Below are 25370 nucleotides of genomic sequence, written 5' to 3'. Positions count from 1 at the left end.
CTTAGTATTTGATAAAGAAGTAAATAAACAAATAAAATAAACGAGGATTGGAGGATAGATTGAATGATACTTGAATCTATCCTCCAATTTTTTCTTTTTACGTTATACATAGTATTTGTCATTACCAAAAAGTCCCTCTTATCTTCTAGTATCCTTTATATAAGAAACAGCATCCATTTCTTTTACTTGAACAAATCCTACTGATTCATAAAATTTTTTTGTTTTCTCAGTATCATCTGTCAATAATTCGATTTGGACTGGTCCATAACTAGTGATCTTCTCCAAAGCTTCATTCAAAAGCGCTTTGCCTATTCCTTGGCGCTGGTACCTCGGATGAATGAGGATATCTTGAATAAATGCGATCGTCGCACAATCAGTGATCCAACGAACAACTCCGATAATCTTCCCTTCCCCATTACGCTTTATCAGAGATTCAGATTGTTCAAATGCTCTAGCTAACCTTGCAGTGTCTTTTGTGTAATTCGTCCAACCAACGCTCTTATATAATTCAGAAATATCATCGATCATAAGGGAATCAACATTCATTTTTTTCTTCCTTTCTTATACAATTCTCCCTCTAATAATACAATTCTTTGATTATTTAGCAAACCGTATCCACCTTCTCCATTAAATAAAAAAACAGCGATCACTCTTATCAAGTGGTGATCGCTGTCTCTTTTACTTATCGTTCTGCTTGTGTTTTTCTAAACCAAATCAATCCAAACAGACTTAGTATAATCATGAAGCTAGCGCTGATCAATGTATACAATCGAAAATTGCTTCCTGTATTTGGGAATATCGAGGCAATTTGAGTATCATCTGGTCCTAATACGTAAGTATCTGCTGAAGAAGGCTCACCATCGTAAACATCAAAGAAGTTTGTTCCGGCTGGTTTTTCTACCGTGCCACCATCAGCTACAGACAAATTCCGCCATTTCAGTGTATCAGTAGTGTTCGGCAACTCAACTTTCAGGTCGAATCCTTTATCAAACGTGATCTGTTTAAGATTAGTCATATCAGCAAACATCCCTGAATGATCGGTGGCCTTAGCTGTATTCCATCCCGTCAAATCTAAGTTGGAAAGGCCGGATGAAGCGAATGCTCCACCCATATTCGTCACTTGATCCACATCCCAATTCTTTATATTCAGATCAGTAAGATTGGTAGTACCTTGGAATATAGTTTGCATGTTTTCAACATTCGATACCTCCCAAGTAGATAGATCTAATGATGTCAGTTGTGGACTGTTCTCAAACATGCCTGCCATATTTGTTACGCCAGAGACATCTAATCGATCCATGTTTTGAATTCCTTTTACAGCTGGAAGATCTGAGAACAATAAGGACGAATCCGCCCCCGCCTTGACATTGCCTTCAAAAATAATCCCAGTAATCGTCTCCTTAAAATCAGCCCATGGCGATTTTCCATTAGTATCCGCAAATGTTCCGCTACCGATATGCAAGATGCCTTCTGGATCGATATACCATTTCACATCTCCGAAAATACCTTTTCCTGATACGAAACTTCTAGCACCAGTAACCGGGTCCGTTATAAGGTTGTAAAATACTGGTTTAATGTTGATATGGCCTTGACTAATTCCATCAAGCGTGATTTGTACGGGAATCAAATCAGGATTTGTTGTAGGATCGTAGTCAAACGCCGCCAATCCATCTCCTGCAAAAACTATCGGATATTTTTTCAGATCGTCGAATTTCCAAGGATCTTGTACCTCATAGGAAACAGTACCTCCAACCTTTCCTAATACTGTTTTATCTGTAACCAATGGTTGAGGATTTCCATAATAGTCTAATATTTGGTAATCGACATTTGCTTGCTTCAGCAAAAAGTAAGTATCCGCAGGTGATACTGTACTGTCGTATGCAGTAATCATTTGATCACCAGCCGGATTTTCCTCGGTCCCGTTCCCGATATTTTGCCACACTCCCTCATCTTGTGTATTCGGCAAATCCATACTCTTATTAGGAGAACTAGCAGTGATTTCAATATTGGAAGTTTCCAGTCCTTTTCCTATTATTAATTTACTAAGATTGGTCATACCCGTTAACATGTTACTAATATCTTTTAAGTTGGGTGTGTCGGTAAAGGAAAGATTCAATTCTGTCAATGTTGAATCACCAAAAAACATTACACTCGTTGTTTCCACAGATTGTGTTTCCCAAGTTCCTAAGTTGATTTTTTCTAATTTCGGCATGAAGCCCATCATTCCACTCATATCTGTCACATTCGAAGTATCCCAAGTGCCTAAATCAAGTGTTTTTAAGGCGGACTGAATAAACATAGATTGCATATTTTTAACATTGTGAGTATCAAAACCTGAAATATCTAGATCCTCAATATTTTGAACAAATGCGAACATTCTGCTCATATCTGTCACATTTGAAGTATCCCAAGTACTTAAGTCAAGTATTTCAAGAGAGGATAAATTTTCAAACATGCTGGACATATTTGTTACATTGCTCGTATCCCAACTAGACAAATCCAAAGATTTTAATTTATAATCTCGAGAGAACATAGATTGCATATCTGTCACTGCCGAGACATCCATATTGTCCAGTCCTGTGATACTTGTTACATTTATAAACTCATAAAATAGTTTATAAGCATAGGGATCAAAGAGTTTTATCTTACCCTCGATTTCAATTGAGGTGATTGTATCCTTGTATCCCTGCCAACCACCAATACCATAAATACCAGGACCCAAATGTAAAGCATTATTCCTATCAATATACCATTTTACTTCTCCGTTTATTCCCTTGGCTTTTACTTCTTGCAGTTGGATTATTTGATCATCTGATGAGTCTAGCGCTAGCGTTAACGAAACAGGATCGTGGCTGTATGCAGCTAGCTTGTTTTCAGCTGTAGCGGTAAAAACGTATAGTTTATCTTTCAATTCAGGCGATTTCCAAGGATCAAGCACATTATAATTGATCTTGTCTCCTACTGCTCCTGTAACAGTTTCGCTGGCAATTTCCGTACCTGTCACTGCGTCGACATATTTTATCACAGCATCCGTTTTGACATTGGCAAGAACATAGGTGTCAGGCTTGCTGACCGCGCTGTCGTATGAACCGACATAGGTCATTCCTAATGGAGCCTCTACAGAACCGCCAGCGACGCTTTGCCATTGGATTGTAGTAGTATCATTTGGTAAATCGACTTGTCCTACCGAGTTAGATATTGCTTGAGATGTCACAAAGCCAGAACCAAAAGTGATTTTTTGTAATGCCGACATTCCAGACAGCATCTGATCCATGTTAGTTACATTACTAGTGTTCCAATTAGTAAAATCTAGACTATTCAAAGCAGAAGCTCCATTGAACATCTCGCTCATATTAGTCACATTACCCGTACTCCAATTGCTCAAGCCACCTATTTCCTTTAGAGATTTCATATCAGCAAACATTCGCTTGGCATTCTCAATATTTTTCACATCAAGTTTATCTAATCCTTTGATAGACACTACATTGTTCAACCCATCGAACAAACTTCGAGAATCTGTCGCTGCTGTAACATTGCCCTCAAAAATAATATTTTTGATATTGGAACTATTGGCTTGCCATGGAGATGTGCCGCTTGAATCAGCGAAGGTACCTGAGCCAATGTGTAAAGTACCAGCTTCATCCATGTACCACTTCACAGTCCCGAAAATTCCTTTGGCTATTACGGGTTGTAATGAAATAGATTTGTCATCTGTTGTATCACTAGATAAAGTAACAGAGAGATTTGGAGGACTGAAAGCAGACATAAGATCATCATTTCTGATTGCAAATACATAAGGTTGTCCTTTCAATTCTGCTGATGTCCATGGATCAAGAACTGTTACTTGTTTGACTTGACCCACTGTGCCGGAAATTGTTTGTGTTGTCAATGGAGTAGTGCTATCCGTAGGAAGGTACTTGATGTCAGCTGTTACTGGTAAAGTTGGATTGACGATGACATAGGTTCCATTTGTCGACGTACCAGATACATATTTACCAGAACTCAATTGCTTTGTTAAATCGATATTACCTGTGTCACTAAGGTAATACCAATTATATCCCGTCTGGACGGGCAAACTGACCGTAAGGTTCATATTTGGACCAAAAGTAACCTTTGTTAGTTTTGATGGTCCTGTATTGGCTGATCGATAGAACATATTAGTAGTAATCACCTTAGCTGTTGTCCAGTTTGAGAAATCCAAAGATTGTACTCCCGAGTCAGCGAACATAAATGAAAAGTCCGCTACCTTTTCCGGCACCCAGTTTTTTACGTCTAGTTGAGTTAAATTGGTTGTCCCTCCGAACATCGAATTCATATTCGTCACATTGTTGACTTTCCAATTAGAAACCTCTAAGGATGTCAATGAGTTATTTAGATAAAACATCCACTGCATATTTTGTACATTATCTACTTTCCAACTAGAAACATCTAGGGATATTAATGACCTATCATTCCAAAACATTCTCGACATATCTGTTACTTTAGAAACATCTAGCTTGCCCAACCCTTCGATTGTTTGAAGATTCGTTAACTGCTGAAATAATCCTGAAGATAGGGAATCAGCAGTAACGTTACCATCAAAAATAATTTTTTTTACTTTGGAAGCATAAGTGGTAGTAGTCCAAGGTGCTGAATTACCTGTGCCAGTTGTTGCACTGAAAACTCCTGCCCCTATATGCAATGTTCCATCATCAGTTAAAGACCACGGTGCTGTCCCAAATGTACCAGTTACCGTAGCATCCAAGGCAGTAATAGTGATTTCATACCCTGCAGGGACTTTAGGAGTCACAGCTGTTTTGATTGCGTCTACCTGTTTACTTAACTGCGAAGTGAGATCAACGATAATTTTTTTATCTTCGATAGTCACCGATACTCCCGTTGTATCTCCAAACCCAGCAATCACAGATACCAACTCTCTTTTAAGCTGGTCAGGACCAACGTCTGATGATTGACTTGTCTCAATTGAGTCAGCTGTTTCTGTTGATTCCGTAGATTCAGATTGCTTAGATGAAGAGGATGCTTGTGTTGATGCTTCTTTCATCGTACTCGTTACTGTAGAAGAACCTGTTGTATCTGGCTTTTCTACTGTAGAGGCTGTTGTTGTAGTTGTAGATGTTTGAGCTGCTACTTGATAAACAGGAGCAAGAGAAGCAGTCGCTATTTGGAATATCAGGATCAGAGCTGCTACGCCTTGTAAATAAGAAGAATCTTTTAGCTGTTTATTTTTCTTATTATTCTTTAGCTGAGGGTATCCGAAAGTAGTTGGTTGTTTCTTTTTATTCATACTTTTCCCCTCCCTAAATATTTTCTTAAAATAACTAGTCCACCCATCAATGCACTTAAGAATCCTCCTAAGGCAAAGAAGATAGACAAAAGCGAAATTGACCAAACACTTCCGCTTGTTTGCATAATAACTGTTTGTTTCTTATCACTTGCTCCTACATTTACTCCTGAATTTACACCTGATCCATTTGAATCATTTATGCCTGGATGATTCGTCTGGCTATTTCCTGAAATATCTGACAGACCTGACTTTGGTTCATAGATAAAATCATCTGATACTTGCCCTGTCGCATCCGTAAACGGCAATGTAAAAACGACTGGATCTGCGGTCGTATCTACACCATATCCTTTTAATTCTTCTAACAGATAAGTACCGTCAGTTAATTTAGCTGCATCATCATAGACAACTTGTCCATTGTCATCTGTAACTAGTTCAGTAGTGAACCCCTGCTCACCAGAAGCAATCGTGTATGTGGTAGGATCTGTCGCAACGATTGTTTTCCCTTCAACAGGTAAAATGCGGGTCAATAGATAATGTACCCTTGCAAGAGGACTCGTTGTTTGCGTTACTGTTGCAGAAGAACTAACAGATGTTCGCTTGATAATGGTTACTGAAGGACTTGGTTGATTCAACACATCCGCAGTAACTGTATGATCGAGTACAAGACAAGTGAGGCTAACAATCAGCACACTAAATAATCGTACTTTATGCCTCATGTAAATTCCTCCTTCCTCATGCGAAAAGGGTACCTCGTATAGGAGGTACTCTTTTTTCGCTTGTGACTGCTAGTTATTATCCTGTTCTTTACGATGATACATGTAAAGTACACTACCGCCAGTAACAATCAAAACACTAGCTGTGACTAAAAGGATCAAACGAGCATCATCCCCAGTCATTGGTAAGTTAGGAACCCATTTGTTGTCTTTATTGACAACTGCTGCATCAACATCCGTATCATTTTTTGCTGTTACCAAATGTACTGTTCCATCAAGAGCATAACCTGTTGGTGCTGAAGTTTCGACCAAGTAGTAATTTTGTTCTCCTGATTCTGGGTCAACTTTCAAACCAGTGAATTCTGCTTTACCTTCGGCGTCTGTCGTTAAAGTAACGACTTCGCCATCTGCATCCGTTACCCAGTTTTCTGCTTTCACATCTTCTTCACTTGCAGCAAGCTTAAAGACAGCATTGGCTAGAGGTGTACCTGCTTCATCTGTTTTCAAAACATCCACATTCCCCATTTTTACTTCAGGGGTATTTTCACCCGGGTTTTTTGGATCAGGTAATGTTGGCATTTGATCATTTGGATTAGGATCTGGTGTTGGATTCGTCGTTTCTGGTGTTTTTTCACCAGTTGGTCCTACATACAATGTATCAAAACTGTTTAAGATAATCCCTTCTGTTTTATCCTCCAAAACTTTTGTCACCACTTGGAATGATACTTTATCATACCCAGCAACTTTTTCCATTCCGGATTTAGTCAATTCGATTTTGACAGTGTAATAATCATCCAAACCATCTGAAGCTTCTTCTGTGGCAGTGAAGTCAGTGCCGTTCACTAAATCAACTGCGCCCACCGTACCAGTAGCTTTACCAGTGATAGCACCAAAATCTGGTGCACCTAATGATTTCGTATCGATTGGATCCATTAATTGCAATTTTTCTGCGTAGATGGCCGCTGTATCTACTGTTGTAGGAGTATAGATGTCTGCTGGGACATCCACACTTAAATCCCAAGTGACAGACTCACCTGCTTTGATAGATACTGCTGATGTTGTCCCATCTGTATCCACAAGTGATTTCACTGGATTCAAATGGACTTCTTCTGTATCATTTTTTGGATAAACATTAACATCATATAATAGCGAATTATCTGAGCTAGTTGCTCCTTGGACCGTTAATGGAACAGCCACAACAAATGGCACTGTTGGTGTTTTTACAGAGGCTGATGATAATTCAGTTACCAAGTAAAACCCATCATTAGTAGTTCCGGCTCCAAGATCAAAGGTCAATTCGCCGTCCGCATTTGTCACTTGTGTTTTTTCTGGGAATGCAGAATCTACATCGTAGGTCGTTGCATCATCTGCTTTGATCGTTGAACTAGTAGCTCCAGCTTTAGGCGTGACACGAACCACTTTAAATGGGACATTTGCTAATGGTTTGTGGGCTGTTGTATCAATGGATGCTTCAAAGGCCCCATTGTCAGCTACTGGCGTTCCAGCATCCGTTGCATTGCTATATTTATGGATCGTTATACTTCGTGTGCTGCTATCATCAGAAACAACTGCCGCCGAAACGAACTGATTTCCCTCGTCTTCAACAAACAATACAGCACCAGCTACGCTAGCTGTACCTAATAATGTTCCGCAAACTAATAACGTACTCAGCCATTTGCGAGATTTTTTGACTGACTTATTTTTCATATTCATTTCCTCCTTGAGTGTATTTTCTGAATAGCATTTGACTTTCCAACCCTAAGATCAACAGATAAAGCAATATCCTAATTTTTCCGGACAAAATTGATTCCTTGTACAGCTAGAAATAGACTTGCTAAGACGACAATTAATATCAATGGAACGGTCGGCCGTTTCATTTGGATACTAAGAGCTAACTGCTCACTCATCCAGCTTGACTCCTTCTTCAGTTTTGTTTCTTTCTTGCTAATTCCAAGTTTTGTTTGCTGAGCAGTACTAAGATTGGTAATCGTCATCGTTTTTTGCAAGATTCCTTGAACAACTCGCCGATAGTTCGTTCCTGTTCCACCTTCACAGCGGATCAAAGTCACAAGTGTCTCATCATTCAAAGGTTGTTCCAAAATGTCAGTTTGCGTTTCCTGAATGATTTTATTCACTGTAACTTGATAGATCCAAACATTCGTAAAATCAGTTAGATAGATTTCTGTTCCTTTCTTCACATTTTTAATTCGGTGAAGTAAGACATCCGCATCTGAAAAATTATGACTAGCCAAAACGACATTTCCTTCACCTAAATGGCGTTCTGGAAAATACATCGTCGCTCCGGTAGACAGATTGAGTTCGGTGATTTCATTTAAAATAGGTAAATCTAAGTTCTCTGAAGGAATGGCGATACGACCAATCCCTGCTTGTCCCATTATCTCAGCCCGTTTTTTTCGGGCTTGTACGAGCACTTGCATACCCGCATCCGTGATTTTTTCACGTTGATCGTTTGTTTGTGGGGAAGACTTTGGTAAATTTTTTTCTGCTTGTTGTTGACCTTCTACTAAAGAAACTGTCGTATCTGGAGTCTTCAATAATTGATTGTATCCTTCGTAAATCCATAGTGTCAGAGAAAAAATCACTAGGACAGGAAGAAAGAAATAAAGGACAAGTCGTTTAATCATAATCATTCACATCTTCAATCGATTTCTCTTTTTTTACGTTTATCTCGAAAATAACGATACAGCATCCATAATAAAAGCAAGAGTAGGAACAGCAACAGCACTGTAATCCAAATCATATCCAACGACCATATCGTACGATGGGCAATTTTGACTTTTTTAGCATCTTTGATTGGAATCCGCTTACCATAGACCACTAAACGGTGACTGTTGACAAACAAGGGTGTACAGGTCATCAATGCCGCAATATTTTTATCTTTCTGGACATAAAAAGCCTTGATTGCCTCTTTATCATTCGGATCGATCACTTTTTGATCATAGACTTGGTAAGCTAAGCGCTTACCAAAAGCGTTAACATAAAAGATATCGCCATTATTCAAATAACGAATATTATCGAATAAAATCTGATTAGCTAACCCTGAATGTCCTGTGATACCGCTAAGCGTGTTCTTTCCGCCAATTGGCAAACTTGTCCATGGTAAAGTTCCTATTCCTCGATTAAGGACCCAATCAGAATCGCCAAAATAAATCACCATATTTTTTAGCTTGATGCTAGGAATATCGATATATCCAATTGGCAATTTCAAGTTTTTTTGAATCTCCGTGATCTTGATTGTTTCAGTGGACTCTTCTTTTTGTTGATGATAAATCATCTCGTTGTATTTTTTGATTAATGTAAGTTGAGCGTCCTCTACAGGTAGTTGCTGCTCGTATTTTGTCATCATATCTTTACGGTGAGCGAGATTTACCATATCAAAAATGATTGGCGCTAATAACAGTAAAACGCCTAAAAGGATAACACTGCTGAATAACGTATAGATTATCCTGCGTTTCTGCTTTTTTCTGTCCACGTTTCGTTTCACAGACCGTCATCCCCCCTCTAGTTATCTTTGTTGATTGCTGTAAGGAAAAACGATTTATAGAGCTATTCCTTTTTGTATCTATGTCCTTTTCCAGATATGTTGAAATTTTTTATTTTTAAAATTTCAATAGTCAGAATAATCAGCTTTTTCGCTTTTCCAACTCTAATTTTATACCTAGGCCCAAATAAAAAATGGTATGTTTATTCATAAAATTACCTTATATTTTATGTTTTAAAAAATATAAGGTAATTTTGATTTTCATTTGATAACTAATTTAAATATAGATGTGCTTAGTCTTTATCCCGTTCTAACGACAAAACTATTTTTTTGTCATGTAAAAATACACAATACTTCTTTTATTCAAACAAGACATATGTTCTTCAACCTATTGATACCAACGTTTGGCTTTCTTATATAGATTCTTTCTTTTTTGTTTTTTGTATATTGATAAAAATTATTCATAAAAATAGATAAAGCATAAAGTCATATAGATTCTTATACTTTGTTAAATAGGCACGAAACAATTCATTTTCTTTTTTATTATATAAGAAGATTAAAATTACACACACATACACTAATTAAATAAATATACATTATTACCGTTGCATTTGATAAAAAGAACTCATCCATTTTATTTATGATTTATTTATTGGACACCAAAAAAGAGCTGTCCTCATAAACAGCTCCTTTAAAATTCTCTTATTTTTTTCTTGACCTTATCAGTTGAAAACTTCTATTGCCCATAGTATGCATGCTTTCCATGTTTTCGAAAATAATGTTTATCTAGCAAATATTGTGGGATTTCACATATATTTGGGTTGATCAACTCGTTTTCTTTAGCCATCAAACAAATTTCATCTAAAATCAGGCTATTTTCTACTGCTTCTATAGGTGAGTGCCCCCAAGTGAATGGTCCATGTCCATAGACAAGTACTCCAGGGACTTCGTTTGGCTCTAATTTTCTTTCCTTAAACGTCTCGACAATCACATTCCCTGTATGAACTTCGTAAGCTTCTTTTACTTCTTCTTTCGTCAATTGGCGTGTACAAGGAATCTTTCCATAAAAAGCATCAGCATGGGTCGTGCCATAAGCTGGCAAATCTCGGCCTGCTTGCGCCCACATGACAGAGTGAGTAGAATGAGTATGAGTAACAGCAGTTACATCTTCAAAAGCTTTGTATAAAACAACATGGGTAGGCAGATCTGAAGATGGTTTCAAGCTGTCTTCTTCTATTATATTTCCTGACAAATCTGTTACAACCATTTGATCTGCTTGCATGCGTTCATATCTGACACCGCTTGGCTTAATAACGATGACTCCTAGCTCACGGTCCACTTCACTCACATTGCCCCAAGTTAATTTAACTAATCCGTATTGCGGCAATGCCAGATTTGCTTCAAAGACACGTTGCTTCATTGCTGCAATTTTTTCTTCACAAGACATCATAGCCAGCCTCCTTCAATTTAGAACTTAAGTAGTCTTTTGCCTGCTGGATTTCTCTTCGAAAGTCTTGACTTTTTTCACTCCACATTTCAATCAGGAATGTTCCATCATAATCTAGACGTTTCAAATGTCTCAATAATCCAAGAAAGTCAACGCATCCGTTACCAAAAGGAACATCACGAAACTGGCCTGAATATTCTTTTGTTACAGGATACGTGTCTTTTAAGTGGATAGAAGTGATATAATCGATCCCTTTCTCAAGTTCTCGAGCCGGATTATTTTCCGGCCATGCGGACAAATTGCCTAGGTCTGGATATACTTGTAGAAAAGGGGAATGAATCTGTTCTTTGATTTCTAAAAATTTTGAAATGGAGTTCATAAATGGATCATCCATGATTTCCACGGAAAGAATGATGCCATATTTAGAAGCTTCCTTTACGCTTTCTTTTATTCCTTCGATAAAGTCTTCTCTGGAATTCATTGATTTCTCTTCATAATAAACGTCGTATCCAGCTATTTGGATTACTTTGACGCTTAGATTATGCGCCAAATGGATTGCTTTTTTCATTAGTTGTTTCGCTGCTTTTTTCTTTTCTGGATCAGCAGAACCAAACGGAAATCGCCGATGCGCACTTAAACAAATCGAATGGATACGTACTCCAGAGCTAAACATCTCTTCTCTCAGCTCAGCCATCTTTTCTTCAGACCAATCTAATCGTGCTAACCGCTCATCCGTCTCATCAATCGACATCTCGATAAAATCGAAGTCCATTTCTTTTACAAGGGAAAAACGTTCTTTCCATGAAATATCTTTGGGTAATGCTTTTTCATAAATCCCAATTTGAGCCATTTCCTTACCCCCAGATACGAATGATCTCATCTTTGAAACATTGTGCAGCCTTCATTGGATCTTCTGCTGCTGTAATCCCCCGACCCGCGATAAAGGTATACACGTCGATTCCTTCAAATAATTGTAATGTGTTTGGATTTAATCCACCAGTTACAGAAACATTGAAGCCTAGTTCAATCAGTTTGCTGACCTTCGACAAATCTTTTTCACCCCAAGCTTCACCAGATAAGAGCGCATCACGGCTTTGGTGGTAGATTACCTGTCGGATTCCGATGTTATGCCAATCCCTGGCTTGCTCAAAAGTCCAATTGCCGTAGAGTTCTACTTGTAATTCGCCTATCTCTTTTTGTGCTGCCTTCATCGTTGGCATTGTTGCACAGCAAATGACTGTCATCCAATCTGCTCCTGCATTCGCAACATTTCTTGCTACTGTTCCTCCAGCATCTGCACATTTTGTATCAGCGACCAGTTTTTTGTCTGGAAATATACTGTGAATACAGCGAATCGCTTTTTGTCCTTCCTGTAAGCAAAGGATCGTTCCCACTTCAATAATATCTACTACATCACCGACTTTCATAACATCGCCTAATGCATGTTCTAAATCATTGTGATCTAACGCAATTTGTAGATTCGGCCTGCTCATCTTGGTTCCTTCTTTCACTTGTTTTTTTGATACCATGTTGTTTCAGCAAATTTTTCACTGATTTCTTTGGCGGACATCACATTTTTGATACCGATAACTGTAACGCCTTTTTTCTCTGCCTGAGTAAACATATTCAAAAAATTGACTGGTGTAAAAACTACATCATATTGACTGGCTGAGCTTTTTCCCTCTGAAATAGCACAATGATGAATCTTGGTAATTGGTATATTTAGTTCTTTCATTGCTTTTTCTACACTTCTCATCATCATCAAGCTGGTTCCTGATCCATTTGCACACGATACTAAAATTCTCATCCTAATCCCTCCATTATGAGTGTTGTCTAATCAGATTTCTTTTATGCTTTCTGCTTTTCTGCATATTTTTCATAATCTTCTACAATCAAGAAATACCCTTCAGGATTTTTCCGATATTGTAACTGCGGAATAGCCAATAGACCAATGACGACTACGGCGATTCCAGCATAACCTAGGACTTTCATGACTACTGTAAATAATGGCCAAGCTGTCGCCCAATCGAACATCCCGATATAACCACCGTATGTTGACATCCCGATCCATGTAGCGAATAATGCTGAACCGCCTACTTGTATGATTCCAGAAAGAAACGGGAATAGACAGGCAGCTTTGAATCCACCTCGGTTATTGGCATAAACTGCTATAACAGCATTATCAAAGAACAATGGAATGAAACCGGCTATGACGATCGTTGGTGATTTCAATAAAATCAGTAAACCAATCATCAAAAACTGGCCCAAAGCACCAAACAAAAATCCAATCGTTACCGCATTTGGCGAACCAAAGCCAAAAGTAGCGGCTACATCGATTCCTGGAACAGCTCCTGGTAAAATCGTGTTTGAGATTCCTTGAAAAGATTGAGTTAGTTCATCGACGAAAGTCCGAACACCTAATTGCAAGATTGCCAGATATACCGCAAAATTCAAGGAAGTCGTCATAATGTAGAATAAGAAACTCTGCCCCTCTTGCATGAATTGTGCTTGAATCAAATAATCTTTGCCTAGTACAATCAGAATGATCCCAAAGAAAAATAGCATGAGCAGCGAAGTAGCAACCATATTCTCATTAAATATCGACAGGAATCCTGGTAATTTGATATCTTCGATTTTCTTATCTTGCTTGATCGATCGATTTTTCTTTTCATCCCGCTTTTTCATCCATTCAGCTAGTTTAGCAAAAATAAAGATTCCGAACATTTGCTGATGTGCCACCGCAAATCCGGCACCTTCTGTCAATTCCTGCGTGATCCCTACTGTTAAGTTAGAAGCTACTGCCCAATAACACCCTAAAATCAATCCCATAAATATCAATACTTGTATCCTGCCTAGATCAGGAAAGCAAAACAGTAAAATCCAAAAAGCGGTAGCTGCTTGCTGGACCTGAACATTTCCGGTAGTGAAAACGGATCGCAGTTTCGTATATTTCTGAAAACGGACTAATAAAATATTTAAAACAAATGCAATCAGTAATAAAATCATCACATCTCCAAAGGTACGGCCAAATGTCTCCATTAATCCAGCATCCACAGCATTTTGTCCAAAATAAGGATCTGTAACCATGGCATCCAAATTAAACCGTTCTTTCAGACCAACCAAGATTGGCCGAAAATTGTTGACCAAACCACCAGAGCCAACAGTCAAAATAAAGTAACCAACCGTTGCCTTTAAGAATCCAGCGATGCATTCATGAAGCGGGCGTTTCAGCAAAATATAGCCTAATAACACGATAAAACCAATCAGGTACGCTGGCTGCGTCAAGATATTTGTTGCAAAATACGTCCAAATGCTTAACAAAAATTCCCCCATCTTTTTTCTCCTCTATCAATTAATTATATTCCGCCATCACAACTTGGTAATCATCGATGGAGTTCGTAGAGATGAGACGCTCAACCAATCCATCTGTCATTAATAATTCGGATAATTTTTGGATATTTTCTAGGTGTTCTTCTGGATTTTTTGCTGCGAGTGTAAAAAACAAACTGGCCGTTTTCTCCTCATTCTCATCTTCACTTTCAAAACGGACTGGCTGCTTCAACTTGGTAAATGAAATAGCCGTTCCAAAAACTCCCTCACTTTTTTCTGAAGAATGTGGCATGGCTACTTGAGGTGCAATCACAATATAAGGTCCATATTTTTCTACACAATGAATGATTTCTTCAACATACGTTTGATCAATGATTTTCTTATTAATCAATACACGACAGCTTTCGGCGATAGCTTCACGCCAATCCGTGATTTCTTTATCTGAGTAATGGATCAATTGATGGTCAAAAAAGTATTTCAGCAAGAAACTTCCCTTCTTTCTTATAAAAACGACGGAAACGGTGTATCATTTTCAATCGAGAAGACATCTTCAAATCCGCGATAAAAATTAAACTCAAGATCATCTTTGTTTGTAGGATAGATGAATTTCCCGCCTACTTGCCAGATATAAGGTTTAAACCCATACTGTAAGCGATCCTTTTTGAATTTCCAAATTTCAGTAATCTCTTTAGGATCAGCCATAAAATTAGACCAAATATCGTAGTGGACAGGAATCACTACTTTTGCGTTCAATGACTCCGCCATGCGAAGCATATCAACAGAAGTAACTTTGTCTGTTATCCCTCGTGGGTTTTCACCGTAGGCTCCTAAGCAGACATCGATTTTGTGGTCATTGCCATGTTTGGCAAATAAATTGGAATAATGTGAATCTCCTGCGTGATAAAGATTGCCTCCTGATGTTTCGAATAAATAATTTACTGCTATTTGATCCATCTCCTGAGGCATTTTTCCTTTCAATACTTCTTCCGGATCTTCACAAGTAACCAACGCTGTCCGATCAAACGCTTCTAAAGCTACTACATTGATATCTTTGATTTTGACCGCATCACCTGGTTTCACGATAATCGTTTTTTCTTCAGGGATCCCCCATTTTTGCCACGTGCGAACCACTTCTTTTGGTCCAATGAATATTGCTTCAGGACAATTTTGATGAACGGCTGCAGCTGTGTGGATATCTAGATGATCGGAATGGATGTGTGTGACGATTAAAGCGTCTACATTTTTTATTTCAAAAGGATCGATTACGAAAGGCTGAGTCCGTAAATTAGGCTGCATATTTTGAACACCGCTCATACGCATCATCTGATGCCCTTTTTTCATCATGCCATTTCCATGACTGCGTTTTCCCGTTCCACACCATAGATCACATAAGATATTCGTTCCTTCATGACTTTTCAGCCAAATGCCCGTACAGCCTAGCCACCACATAGCAAAAGTTCCAGGATGCACTACTTCTGATTCGATTTCCTCGTTCAAATACGTACCCCATTCTGGAAATGTTTCTAATAGCCACTTTTCTTTTGTCACTTCATTCACCGTTTTGCTCATTTGCTTGCTCCCCCCATATCATTCTTACGACTTACAAGTAAATCTTAATGCGTAACCGCATGCGTGAAAACCCTTTTATATGACCGTTTGTCTTTTATATGATTTTCTTTTAAAGATTAATGATCGTTTCAGTATAATAAAGACAGATATGAATATTTAAATGAACAACTAATCAAATAAATCCATGGATCAAGATGTCCTTCAGGAGGCAACGTCATGAAAAACTCACTTGTCAATATTGAAAAACGACAAAAAGATATTTTGGAACTACTTCAGCAAACCGAACAATTGTCAACTTTTGAATTAGCTGAATCTCTGGATGTATCTATTAGTACGATACGCAGAGATTTAAATTTATTAGAAGAAAAAAACGAGATCATCCGCAATTACGGTTATTGTTCTTATAATTACAAAAACCAGACTGATTTTGATCAATCTGGTCCTGAAAGGATTAAACAAGCGATTGCCAGAGAAGCTAGTAAATACATTAGCGATTATGATACATTGTTTATTAATTCTAGCTCGACTGCATTAAAAACACTGGATTTTCTTCAATCTAACCATTTGACAGTCGTTACAAACAACGTAAAAATCAACTATTCTCCTCACAAAGATAATTGCAGTTATATTTTAACTGGCGGAGAGATGCGCTTTCCAAAAGAAGCGCTGGTGGGCGATATCGCATTAAATACGATTTCTTCAATCAATGCAGACATTTGTATCATTGGTTGCAGCGGAGTCGATGTCGCACATGGGGTCACAACGAAAATATTGAATGAATCAACAATCAATGAAATGATGATCAACCAGACAATCAAATGTAAGATTCTAGTTGCTGATCATCGAAAAATCGGACTGACATCAAAGTTCAAGATTGCTGATATTTCAGTCTTTGATTATTTGATCACTGATAAATTTTGCTCTGAAAAAGTATTAGACGAGATCAAGAATACGGGGACAAAAATCATCCAAGTAGATTCATTTTAAGAATTATGTTTGTTTGCGTAAAAAACTCTGCTACATTCAAAATTACCATTTGAACATAGCAGAGACTTCTTAAAACGCTAAAATGGAGGAACAATCAAAATTTGATTTAATCATCCATTTTACTAACTATTTTCTCCACATCCAAAGTTCCATATTCTTCCTTAGATATTACGAAAACAGGGGTTTCAGGGAACTGACTTTCTATTTTATCTTTTGCGTATCCAAGTAAAGGAGTGAGCAATAAGATGTCTGCTCTCTTTGCTTCTTTGTCTATTTGGCTAGAATCATAGACTTTGACTGACACATTTTTTGCTCTTTTTGAAAAAAATGTGTCAATTTTCTTTCTAAACGTTGCGTTTGCAAAAGTCCATCAGAAGAAATCAAACTGAATGTCATATCGAAAAGAAAGATTTTCTTTGGACTTTGTTCAGCAATCTTGGGCTTGTTAAGATTCATTGGTTACCTTCCTCTCTTTTGTCTTTAGATCATCCCAGTATTTTAACTAACTTTTATTATATATACATTTTCATGAAAGCGCTATATAATAAGTTAGATTATTATATAAACTCAACAGAGATATTTGTTTACGAATGCTATTTTTGTTAGATATTGAAAGGAGTACCGTCCATGTTAAGCAATAGTTTGATTGCTTTACTAGAAAAGAAGCGTTCCTCGTTAAGTAAAATCGAAAATGAAATATTGGATTATATATTCCTCCATTTGTCCGATATTGGAACAAAAACGATTTATGAAGTATCTGATGATTTATTTGTCTCAACTGCTACTATCTCCCGAACGGCTAAACATTTAGGCTATCAAGGTTTTAAAGAGTTGAAATACGCCATCGATCAATCCATCCATGTAGAGGAACAGGAAGGAAATAGCCAAAGCTTTCAAACAATCACGAACCAGATCACTTCAAATGTTACAGAAACGTTCCATCAAATGAGCGAAGAAAAGGCCAAACAAATGATGACATTGATCCATCAATCGAATACTATTGAAGTTTTTGGATTAGGAGGAAGCTTCCCTATTTGTACAGATTTTGCTCGAAAACTGACTTTTTTAGGAAAAAAAGCATTTGCTCGTTCAGATTGGGATGAACAAGAAGCAGCTGTAAGTAATTTAAATCAGGAAGACTTAGCTATTTTCGTCAGTTTCACAGGAGAAACAAAAGGTATCCTCTCCTATGCCCAGATTGCTCAAAGACAACAAGTCCCTATCATCAGCATTATTTCAACCAAGGGAAGTAACTTGGAAAAATTATCGACGATTTCCTTATATGCAAAGGGAACGACTCGCTATCACCACAGTGTCGATTTAAGTTCAAGAATTTCTGTCATTTGTTTATTTGATACAGTACTCTTGATGTATGCAGACCAAATGAAAAACAATTAGCTATAATTTGTTGCTATTTCTAGTGAAACTGCTTACTCAATCATGTATGAGGATACAGAATATCTGTCTCCTCTTTTTTATTTCCTTTAGTTAGCTATAATAAACCTATCAATGAAAACGCAATCATTTTTTGAAGATCTTAAAACTACTAAGAGATGGAGGAAGAAAAATGGATACAAAGAAAAAGAAATCGACCTTTTGGGAGTTCTTTCAAGGGTTGGGAAAGACTTTTATGTTGCCGGTTGCTTTGTTGGCTTTCATGGGTATTCTTTTAGGGTTAGGTAGTTCATTTTCCAGTGAATCAATGATTCAGACTTTACCGTTTTTAGGATATCCAGCAGTCAAAGCAGTGTTCCAATTCATGTCTGCTATTGGCGGTTTTGCCTTTACCTACTTGCCAGTCATGTTTGCCATGGCCATTCCATTAGGATTAGTTCGTAAGGAAAAAGGTGTGGCCGCTTTCTCTGGATTCGTCGGTTACACTGTCATGAATTTAGCCATCAACTTTTACTTAGTCCTGACAAATCGTTTAGTTGATGCCGACCACTTGCGAGAAGCTGGACAAGGAATGGTTTTTGGTATCCAGACGATCGAAATGGGTGTTCTTGGAGGGATCATTGCTGGAATCATCGTTTATAAGTTGCATAACAGGTTTTATACTGTTCAGTTACCAGATAGTTTCGCCTTCTTCTCAGGGGCTCGTTTTGTACCGATTATCACTTCTCTAGTTTTAGGGTTTGTGGGTTTGATCATCCCCTTGATTTGGCCTTTATTCGCTATGGTCATTATGGCTATCGGCCAGCTAATCCAACGTTCAGGAATATTTGGTCCCTTCTTATTCGGCTCAGGGGAACGACTGCTTCTTCCATTCGGGCTTCATCATATTCTAGTTTCGATGATACGCTTTACTGAAGCTGGTGGTTCGGCGATCATTGATGGGAAAGAAGTATTTGGTGCACTGAATATCTTTTATGCAGAATTGCAAAACAATTTGCCTATTTCGCCAAGTGCAACTGCCTTTTTATCACAGGGAAAAATGCCTACATTTATTTTTGGACTGCCTGCAGCAGCATTAGCTATGTATCGTACTGCAGCACCACAAAATCGACATAAAATCAAAGGATTATTGATTTCAGGTGTGATTGCGACAGCTGTGACCGGAATCACAGAACCAATCGAATTTTTATTTTTATTCATTAGTCCGCTATTATGGCTCTTCCATGTCGTCATGACTGGTCTAGGTTTTATGGTCATGGCATTATTAGGTGTAGTAATCGGGAATACAGATGGTGGAATCTTAGATTTTGTGATTTTTGGTCTACTCCAAGGTAATGGCACAAAATGGTGGTGGGTATTAATAATCGGTGCTTTGTGGTTCGGTATTTACTATATTGTCTTCAAAACAGTAATCATAAAATTGGATTTAAAAACACCTGGGCGTGACAAGACAGTGGATGAAACAGAATATACCGATCAAGAAGTGAACTTTCATAAAACAGGCGGATACGATGCAAAAGGAATTTTAGCAGCACTTGGCGGTCAAGAAAACATCCAATCTTTAGATAATTGTATTACACGTTTACGTTTAGTTTTAACAGATGCAGATATCGTAGATGATGAAAAGTTAAAACAACTAGGAGCATTAGGTGTGGTCCATCTCGATCATCAAAACGTCCAAGTGATTATCGGAACAAAAGTCACAACTGTTCGCAATCAGCTTGATACGATTTTAGGATAAAAAGATAGAAGGTGAAATTTTTGACATTTGATACCGCTATAAATAGAAAAGGAACGTACTGTACACAGTGGGACTACGTTGAAGACCGATTTGGAGAAGCTGATTTACTCCCTTTTACGATTTCTGATACAGATTTTATGGTCCCCGAAGAAGTACTTGAAACTTTGAAAGAAAGAATGAACCATCCAGTATTTGGCTATACCCGCTGGAATCATCATGAATTAAAAGAAGCAATTAAACAGTGGTATCAATCCCGTTTTGACACACTACTGGAAGAAGAATGGATCATGTACACTCCAACAGTTATCTATGCAGTATCTACCCTTATTCAAATGCTTACTAAAAAAGGGGAAGGAGTGGTTTTACAAACGCCAGCTTATGATGCTTTTTTTAAAGTCATCCAAGACAATGACCGACTTATAGTCGAGAATCCTTTGATCTATGAAGAAAGTCAATACCGGATCGATTTTACGGATTTGGAAGAGAAATTAGCCATGCCAGAAAACAAAGTACTACTTCTCTGCTCTCCCCACAATCCAACCGGAAGAGTATGGAAACAATGGGAATTAGAGAAAATCGTGGCTTTGTGCCGTCAATATTCTATATTTTTATTATCTGATGAGATACACATGGACATTTTAGGACGAGGACAAAGGCATATACCTATCACACGCTTCAATTATGAACAAGTGGCGATTGTCACCAGCGGTACAAAAACATTTAACTTCCCTGGATTAACATTTGCCTATGCGTTGATACCGAATCTTGGATTACGTGAGCATTTTCAAAGGAAGTTAAAAAATGCGGATGGGTTATCTTCTACCAATATTTTCGGTATGTTAGCGACAATGAGTGCCTATCGGTATTGCAGTCATTGGGTAGATGAACTGAATCATTATCTTGAAAGCAATCAGCGGTATGTAAAAGCATTTATCCAGGAAAAACTGCCAGATGTAAAAGTCGTCGATCTTGAAGCAACCTATTTGATGTGGCTGGATATATCCAAAGCTGTATCAGATATCCCTCTTTTAAGAGAGAAGCTGATTTCTGTAGGTAAAGTGGCGATTATGGATGGATCGATTTATGGCGGAAACGGTCATCAATTTTTACGATTGAATATCGGCTGTCCGAAATCGAAATTAGTAGATGGACTAGATCGTATGTTGAAAAGTTTTGAAGCGGCGGCTGCAATCGAAATTAAGCCATAATAAAAGAGATGTGACAAAAGTTTTTGTCACATCTCTTTTTTTTCGAATCAACGGTGTTCTTAAAGTTATACACTTCTGTCATGACCTCTTTATTTAAGGTCGTTTTCGATCACTTTCACCGCGTGATCATTCCCGTTGAAACATGCTACTTTTTTGGCATCCATATATCTTTCTAAATAATCGTCTTCTCCTAGTTGCTTATGGCAAAAAGCAATTTCATAAAGCAAGTATTCCAATGCATGGGTCGATTTATGTTTCTTATTGTATTCAATCCCCTTCTCGCACAACTGGATTGCTTTTTCATAGTTCTCGATTTTGCTGTAATAGGTGGCGATGTTATAATATACGGCACAGACCATCAGATTATCAAAACCAGTATCATTCAAGATTTTAAGCGTACGTTCCACATACACTTTTGCAAAGTCTAATTCTCCTTTTGCCAAATAGATCATTGCCACATTTGCAGCTGCTTGTAAGTGATGGATATCTGTTTCGGTCGTTTGTTCCAACACTTGATTGAAATAAAACAATGCTGCATCTTCTTTTTTTGCATAAAGATGATCAAGCAGTCCTTGATAAAACAAGATTTGGTTTAAAAGATCAGAATTGCTTACTTTTTTCTGATCAATCTTTTGTAAAATTTCATAAGATTCTTTGTACTTCGATACAGCATTCAACGATTGAATCTCACTTAATTTTTTTCGGATCTTGTCTTCTTCTGTTTCCACTAATATATCGGAAATCTCGACATTCAACTTTTTGCAAAGCGCACTTAGGATGTTGATACCTGGTGACATATTCTTGTTTTCGATATTGCTGACAGTTGCCTGTTCGCAAATACCTTCTGCTAATTGTACTTGTGTTAACCCCTTTTTCTTTCGGTATTCTTTCAGTAATGCTCCATCTACTTTTATCAAAACAATTTCCTTCCCTTTAAAAAATTATTTCTCCTTTATATCATACACAAAAAAAAGTTCTAAACAACCATAATTGTTTAGAACAGAATAAAAATTTTAATTTTTATCACCAATTATTTCTTGATAAAAAATCAACTGTCTACCTGCAGATCAATCTCCTGAAGTATTTTCTCTATCATTTCTTGTTGACTTAATTCGGCAGTCAGTATCTTCTCATTAGGCAATCCAAGTATATCATGCTCCAACCACCAATCCGCCATTTGTTCTGCACCAAATTCTTTTGACACCTTTCTCTGGCTGTGACGTCTCAGCGTTTCTTCAAAAGAAAGATCGTAATAATAAGCAAATACATTTCCTTGAAAGCTCTCATACAGGTCCATAAGCATTGCTTTGTAGATTTTTGTGCTCATGATCCCCTCAACAAGGACTAAATCAAATCTGTCTTTTCCAAATTCTGCCAACTGACGGATCAAATCTGGCGTAGGATTTCCTACTTTATCTTTGACATTCAACATTCCTCTTCTCACTTCATCTTGAGAGATTCGTATCACCTTCCCCATAGGAAAATGATTTTGAATAGCTTTAGCTGTCGTTGTCTTCCCACTTGCTGAATTTCCTCTTAATATGACTAGCTTCCCCATGACACTGCATCTCCTTGTATACCGATAATCATTCATCCAACATCATTACCTTCTGTTGATTGAAAATAAAAAGAGAATCTGTTTGTATAAAATCATTCTGATCTGTGGTAAGCATATGGAATGAGATCCGTAATTTTGATTTTTTTAGCCCCCTCTTCTGTTGAGACAATGATCTCACAATCAGGTGCATACTCCAATATAAACTGTCGGCAATTCCCACATGGAGAATAAATCATGTCAGAATGATCTCCACCCACAGCTACGATACACTCAAAATCACGTTCACCACGACTGATTGCTGTCCCTAACGCAATGATTTCTGCACATGCCCCATGATTCGAATAAACATTCACACCAGTATACACATTACCGTTTGTGCAACGTACTGCAGCTCCTACTGTATGATTGAAAGACACCAAATCAATATTTGATTTGATGACTTCGGTTGCAGCATCCACTAATTCTAAATCCATTGTTGATAAATCGCTCATTTTTATCTCCTTCTTTCTGCCAAATCGGTTAAAGCAATCATAATCTTTATATAAAAAAACATCAATGGCAGAACGTAAAGAAAAGAAACGACTCAGTTAGTATGGAGTATGGTCTATTGTTCTTGATACAACGGTAAAAAAGCAAGCTTGCATTTACAAGCCTGCTTTTGGAACATTTAAAGCTTCGATTAAAGCTTCGATGTGACAAACCATCTATGCTGCTCGATCATAAAATTGATAGCAAAAATTCCACAAAGTATATATGTACCCCATGATAATAAAACATTCATCTGCGGTAAAATGATCTTTGGAAGAATCACAATCAAAAATGATGCCAGTGCCCAAACCCACCGATTGATGTGAACGTGACGCATAGCCAGCATATTCAACATAAGTTGGCTTATCGTTAATAAAAAGATAAAAACAAAAAATAAAATCAGCCAATACATTGTTTTCCACCTCTGAAATCAGACTTAAGCAGTTTGTATTTCGTTATCTCCACTATTATTTTGTTCATCTGACAACATCTTTTTATCATAAGCTTTTACAAATGGATAATAGATGATAAATGCTATCAGCGTGTTGATCAAGATCAAAACAACCACACGCCAGTCATTTCCTGCTGAGAGATAGCCGCCGATTGGTGCTGGTAATGTCCATGTTGGCAGCACAGTAAATCCATTGACCATTTCTAATTTGACTGCAAAATAGCTGACAATAGTCAAAACTAAAGGAACTAAGTTGAATGGAATGAACATGTAAGGATTCAACATCATAGGAGCTCCAAAAATCATCGGCTCATTGATATTGAAGATACCAGGAATAATGGAAAAACGACCAACTTCTTTTAAGAATTTTGATTTACAAAAGAATAAAAACAAAACTGATACCACAATTGTGGCTCCTGCACCGCCAATCGTAACTGTCCATTGATAAAACTGTTCAGGAGCGATATAAGGCAATTTGGTAGCAACTGTACCATCTGCTAACGCCTTCGCATTCTCATCCAACATAATCAGCCACATTGGACGAACAACAGCTCCTACGATACTCATGCCATGAATCCCAAATGACCACAACAAATGGATCAAAAACATTGGTAATAAAACACCAAGCAGATTATTCCCTAAAATATTGGTTAAAGGCTCGAATAACGATAATAAGGCAGCGTTTACATCAAAGCCCGCGACGCTTCGAATCAACCAAGTCGTTGTTAAAATCACTGCACCAGGAATCAATGCCTCAAAACTACGGGCAACAGCAGGTGGTACTTGTTCTGGCATTTTGATAGTAATATTACGCTTTTTAAAGAAACGATACACTTCCACTGCAAAAATCATGGATAGGATCCCGGCAAACATCCCAGATGCTCCTAAAGAACTCATCGGTAAGACCCAGCCAAGAGGTGCCTCTTCAGGCGTTAAAACGTTTACAGGAACTTGTAACATAAAGAACGTCCCTAGTGATAATATACCACCTGTCACACTATCCAACCCATATGATTTAGCTAGATCCGAACCCATAACAAAAGTTGCGTAAATAGCCATTAATCCCATCGTAATCCTGAAAGGTAAAACGATCGTTGCCGAATAAGGGGCAATAAATTCATTCCACCCAGGAAACGGTAAATTGATGAAAACCATAAAAAATGTACCAATCAAAATCAATGACAGTGTTGAAACAACCCCATTACGAATTGCCAATAAATGTCGCTGTGTACCAATTTTTGCCATTGGTGGGACAAGTTTTTCCTCAACCCATTTCATCAGCTTTTCCACTAAAACCACTCCTTTTCAATAAAATAGAAACCATTCACTGCATGATGAAGCAAAGAATGTTCATAATTAATTATATAATTATGAAATTTTATTTCAATATATTTTAGTAGAAAATATTATTATTTTTTAATACAGGTTCTTTTTTCTATACAAAAAAATTTTTCAAACCTAATAAACTTTACTGTTCCTATACTGATCTATGGGTTTATAAAATAGTATTTAAATAAAATAAAAAACCTTGAAATTTAATTTCAAGGTTTTTCGTAATACCGGCGGCCGGGGTCGAACCGGCACGTCCTCAACGGACACTGGATTTTGAGTCCAGCGCGTCTGCCAATTCCGCCACGCCGGCAAATTAAAAGAATAA

Annotated in this window: 22 protein-coding genes, 1 tRNA gene and 1 pseudogene; 4 read left to right on the top strand and 20 right to left on the bottom strand. The window is 37.6% G+C overall.

Features of this window, described 5'->3' with window-relative positions:
- Positions 1–138: 138 nt before the first annotated feature.
- The 13 genes from ESP02_RS09140 to ulaG all read right to left on the bottom strand — a co-directional run bounded on the left by ESP02_RS09140 (position 139) and on the right by ulaG (position 15845).
- Positions 139–546, bottom strand: coding sequence for a GNAT family N-acetyltransferase (locus ESP02_RS09140; RefSeq protein ID WP_002372942.1), 408 nt, complete (start codon positions 544–546; stop codon positions 139–141).
- Positions 547–682: 136 nt separating this feature from the next.
- Positions 683–5284, bottom strand: coding sequence for a BspA family leucine-rich repeat surface protein (locus ESP02_RS09135; protein WP_002372940.1), 4602 nt, complete (start codon positions 5282–5284; stop codon positions 683–685).
- On the bottom strand, positions 5281–6000 hold the full coding sequence (locus ESP02_RS09130) for a prealbumin-like fold domain-containing protein (protein ID WP_044146196.1): 720 nt from the start codon (positions 5998–6000) through the stop codon (positions 5281–5283). The genes ESP02_RS09135 and ESP02_RS09130 overlap by 4 nt, the downstream gene beginning before the upstream one ends.
- 69 nt (positions 6001–6069) lie before the next feature.
- Positions 6070–7704, bottom strand: a complete 1635-nt coding sequence (locus ESP02_RS09125; protein ID WP_044146194.1) for a SpaH/EbpB family LPXTG-anchored major pilin — start codon at positions 7702–7704, stop codon at positions 6070–6072.
- A 77-nt stretch (positions 7705–7781) separates the two neighbouring features.
- Positions 7782–8648, bottom strand: a complete 867-nt coding sequence (locus tag ESP02_RS09120; protein ID WP_002372924.1) for a class A sortase — start codon at positions 8646–8648, stop codon at positions 7782–7784.
- 8 nt (positions 8649–8656) lie between these two features.
- Complete coding sequence (locus ESP02_RS09115) at positions 8657–9502, bottom strand: class C sortase (RefSeq protein ID WP_002372921.1); 846 nt, start codon at positions 9500–9502, stop codon at positions 8657–8659.
- A gap of 733 nt (positions 9503–10235) precedes the next feature.
- A complete protein-coding gene (locus tag ESP02_RS09110; RefSeq protein ID WP_025478350.1) occupies positions 10236–10946 on the bottom strand; it encodes an L-ribulose-5-phosphate 4-epimerase in 711 nt (236 codons plus the stop codon).
- Positions 10936–11796, bottom strand: coding sequence for an L-ribulose-5-phosphate 3-epimerase (locus tag ESP02_RS09105; RefSeq protein WP_025478349.1), 861 nt, complete (start codon positions 11794–11796; stop codon positions 10936–10938). The genes ESP02_RS09110 and ESP02_RS09105 overlap by 11 nt, the downstream gene beginning before the upstream one ends.
- Positions 11797–11800: 4 nt before the next feature.
- On the bottom strand, positions 11801–12439 hold the full coding sequence (locus ESP02_RS09100) for a 3-keto-L-gulonate-6-phosphate decarboxylase UlaD (RefSeq protein ID WP_025478348.1): 639 nt from the start codon (positions 12437–12439) through the stop codon (positions 11801–11803).
- Positions 12440–12453: 14 nt separating this feature from the next.
- Complete coding sequence (locus tag ESP02_RS09095) at positions 12454–12753, bottom strand: PTS sugar transporter subunit IIB (RefSeq protein ID WP_002292382.1); 300 nt, start codon at positions 12751–12753, stop codon at positions 12454–12456.
- Between the two features lie 41 nt (positions 12754–12794).
- Positions 12795–14279: a PTS ascorbate transporter subunit IIC gene (locus tag ESP02_RS09090; RefSeq protein WP_002372912.1), complete on the bottom strand. Its 1485-nt coding sequence runs from the start codon at positions 14277–14279 to the stop codon at positions 12795–12797.
- A gap of 19 nt (positions 14280–14298) precedes the next feature.
- On the bottom strand, positions 14299–14760 hold the full coding sequence (locus ESP02_RS09085) for a PTS sugar transporter subunit IIA (RefSeq protein WP_002372910.1): 462 nt from the start codon (positions 14758–14760) through the stop codon (positions 14299–14301).
- A gap of 17 nt (positions 14761–14777) precedes the next feature.
- Positions 14778–15845: an L-ascorbate 6-phosphate lactonase gene (gene ulaG, locus ESP02_RS09080; protein WP_010732842.1), complete on the bottom strand. Its 1068-nt coding sequence runs from the start codon at positions 15843–15845 to the stop codon at positions 14778–14780.
- Between the two features lie 216 nt (positions 15846–16061).
- On the opposite strand from ulaG, the gene ESP02_RS09075 reads away from it, so the two are divergent.
- On the top strand, positions 16062–16832 hold the full coding sequence (locus ESP02_RS09075) for a DeoR/GlpR family DNA-binding transcription regulator (RefSeq protein ID WP_002372906.1): 771 nt from the start codon (positions 16062–16064) through the stop codon (positions 16830–16832).
- A gap of 106 nt (positions 16833–16938) precedes the next feature.
- Here the strand turns inward: ESP02_RS09075 and ESP02_RS13595 are convergent.
- Positions 16939–17288: pseudogene (locus tag ESP02_RS13595) on the bottom strand (hypothetical protein).
- Positions 17289–17459: 171 nt separating this feature from the next.
- Between ESP02_RS13595 and ESP02_RS09065 the strand changes: the two are divergent.
- The 3 genes from ESP02_RS09065 to ESP02_RS09055 all read left to right on the top strand — a co-directional run bounded on the left by ESP02_RS09065 (position 17460) and on the right by ESP02_RS09055 (position 21176).
- Positions 17460–18230, top strand: a complete 771-nt coding sequence (locus ESP02_RS09065) for a MurR/RpiR family transcriptional regulator (protein ID WP_038398821.1) — start codon at positions 17460–17462, stop codon at positions 18228–18230.
- Between the two features lie 169 nt (positions 18231–18399).
- Positions 18400–19968 (top strand): maltose/glucose-specific PTS transporter subunit IIBC, encoded by a 1569-nt coding sequence (malX, locus tag ESP02_RS09060; RefSeq protein WP_025478347.1) that lies wholly within the window; start codon positions 18400–18402, stop codon positions 19966–19968.
- A gap of 11 nt (positions 19969–19979) precedes the next feature.
- Positions 19980–21176 (top strand): MalY/PatB family protein, encoded by a 1197-nt coding sequence (locus ESP02_RS09055; protein WP_002372895.1) that lies wholly within the window; start codon positions 19980–19982, stop codon positions 21174–21176.
- An 89-nt stretch (positions 21177–21265) separates the two neighbouring features.
- Here the strand turns inward: ESP02_RS09055 and ESP02_RS09050 are convergent, their stop codons facing one another.
- From ESP02_RS09050 to ESP02_RS09025, 6 genes are all read right to left on the bottom strand, one after another.
- Entirely contained in the window at positions 21266–22093 is an 828-nt protein-coding gene (locus tag ESP02_RS09050) for a helix-turn-helix transcriptional regulator (protein WP_002372893.1), read from the bottom strand.
- 131 nt (positions 22094–22224) lie between these two features.
- A complete protein-coding gene (locus tag ESP02_RS09045; protein WP_002372891.1) occupies positions 22225–22734 on the bottom strand; it encodes a kinase in 510 nt (169 codons plus the stop codon).
- Positions 22735–22826: 92 nt separating this feature from the next.
- Positions 22827–23225: a cytidine deaminase gene (locus tag ESP02_RS09040; protein WP_002292397.1), complete on the bottom strand. Its 399-nt coding sequence runs from the start codon at positions 23223–23225 to the stop codon at positions 22827–22829.
- 188 nt (positions 23226–23413) lie between these two features.
- Positions 23414–23674 carry a hypothetical protein gene (locus ESP02_RS09035; RefSeq protein ID WP_002309692.1) on the bottom strand — a complete coding sequence of 87 codons (261 nt, stop codon included), beginning with the start codon at positions 23672–23674 and terminating at the stop codon, positions 23414–23416.
- Between the two features lie 24 nt (positions 23675–23698).
- A complete protein-coding gene (locus tag ESP02_RS09030; protein WP_038398819.1) occupies positions 23699–25003 on the bottom strand; it encodes a PTS sugar transporter subunit IIC in 1305 nt (434 codons plus the stop codon).
- 267 nt (positions 25004–25270) lie between these two features.
- Positions 25271–25355, bottom strand: a tRNA-Leu gene (locus ESP02_RS09025).
- Positions 25356–25370 lie beyond the last annotated feature (15 nt).

This window comes from Enterococcus sp. NBRC 3427 (genome assembly GCF_007996925.1).
Classification (GTDB): domain Bacteria; phylum Bacillota; class Bacilli; order Lactobacillales; family Enterococcaceae; genus Enterococcus_B; species Enterococcus_B lactis.
The sequence above is the reverse complement of the archived record's forward strand: the minus strand, read 5'-3'. Positions and strand labels throughout refer to the sequence as shown.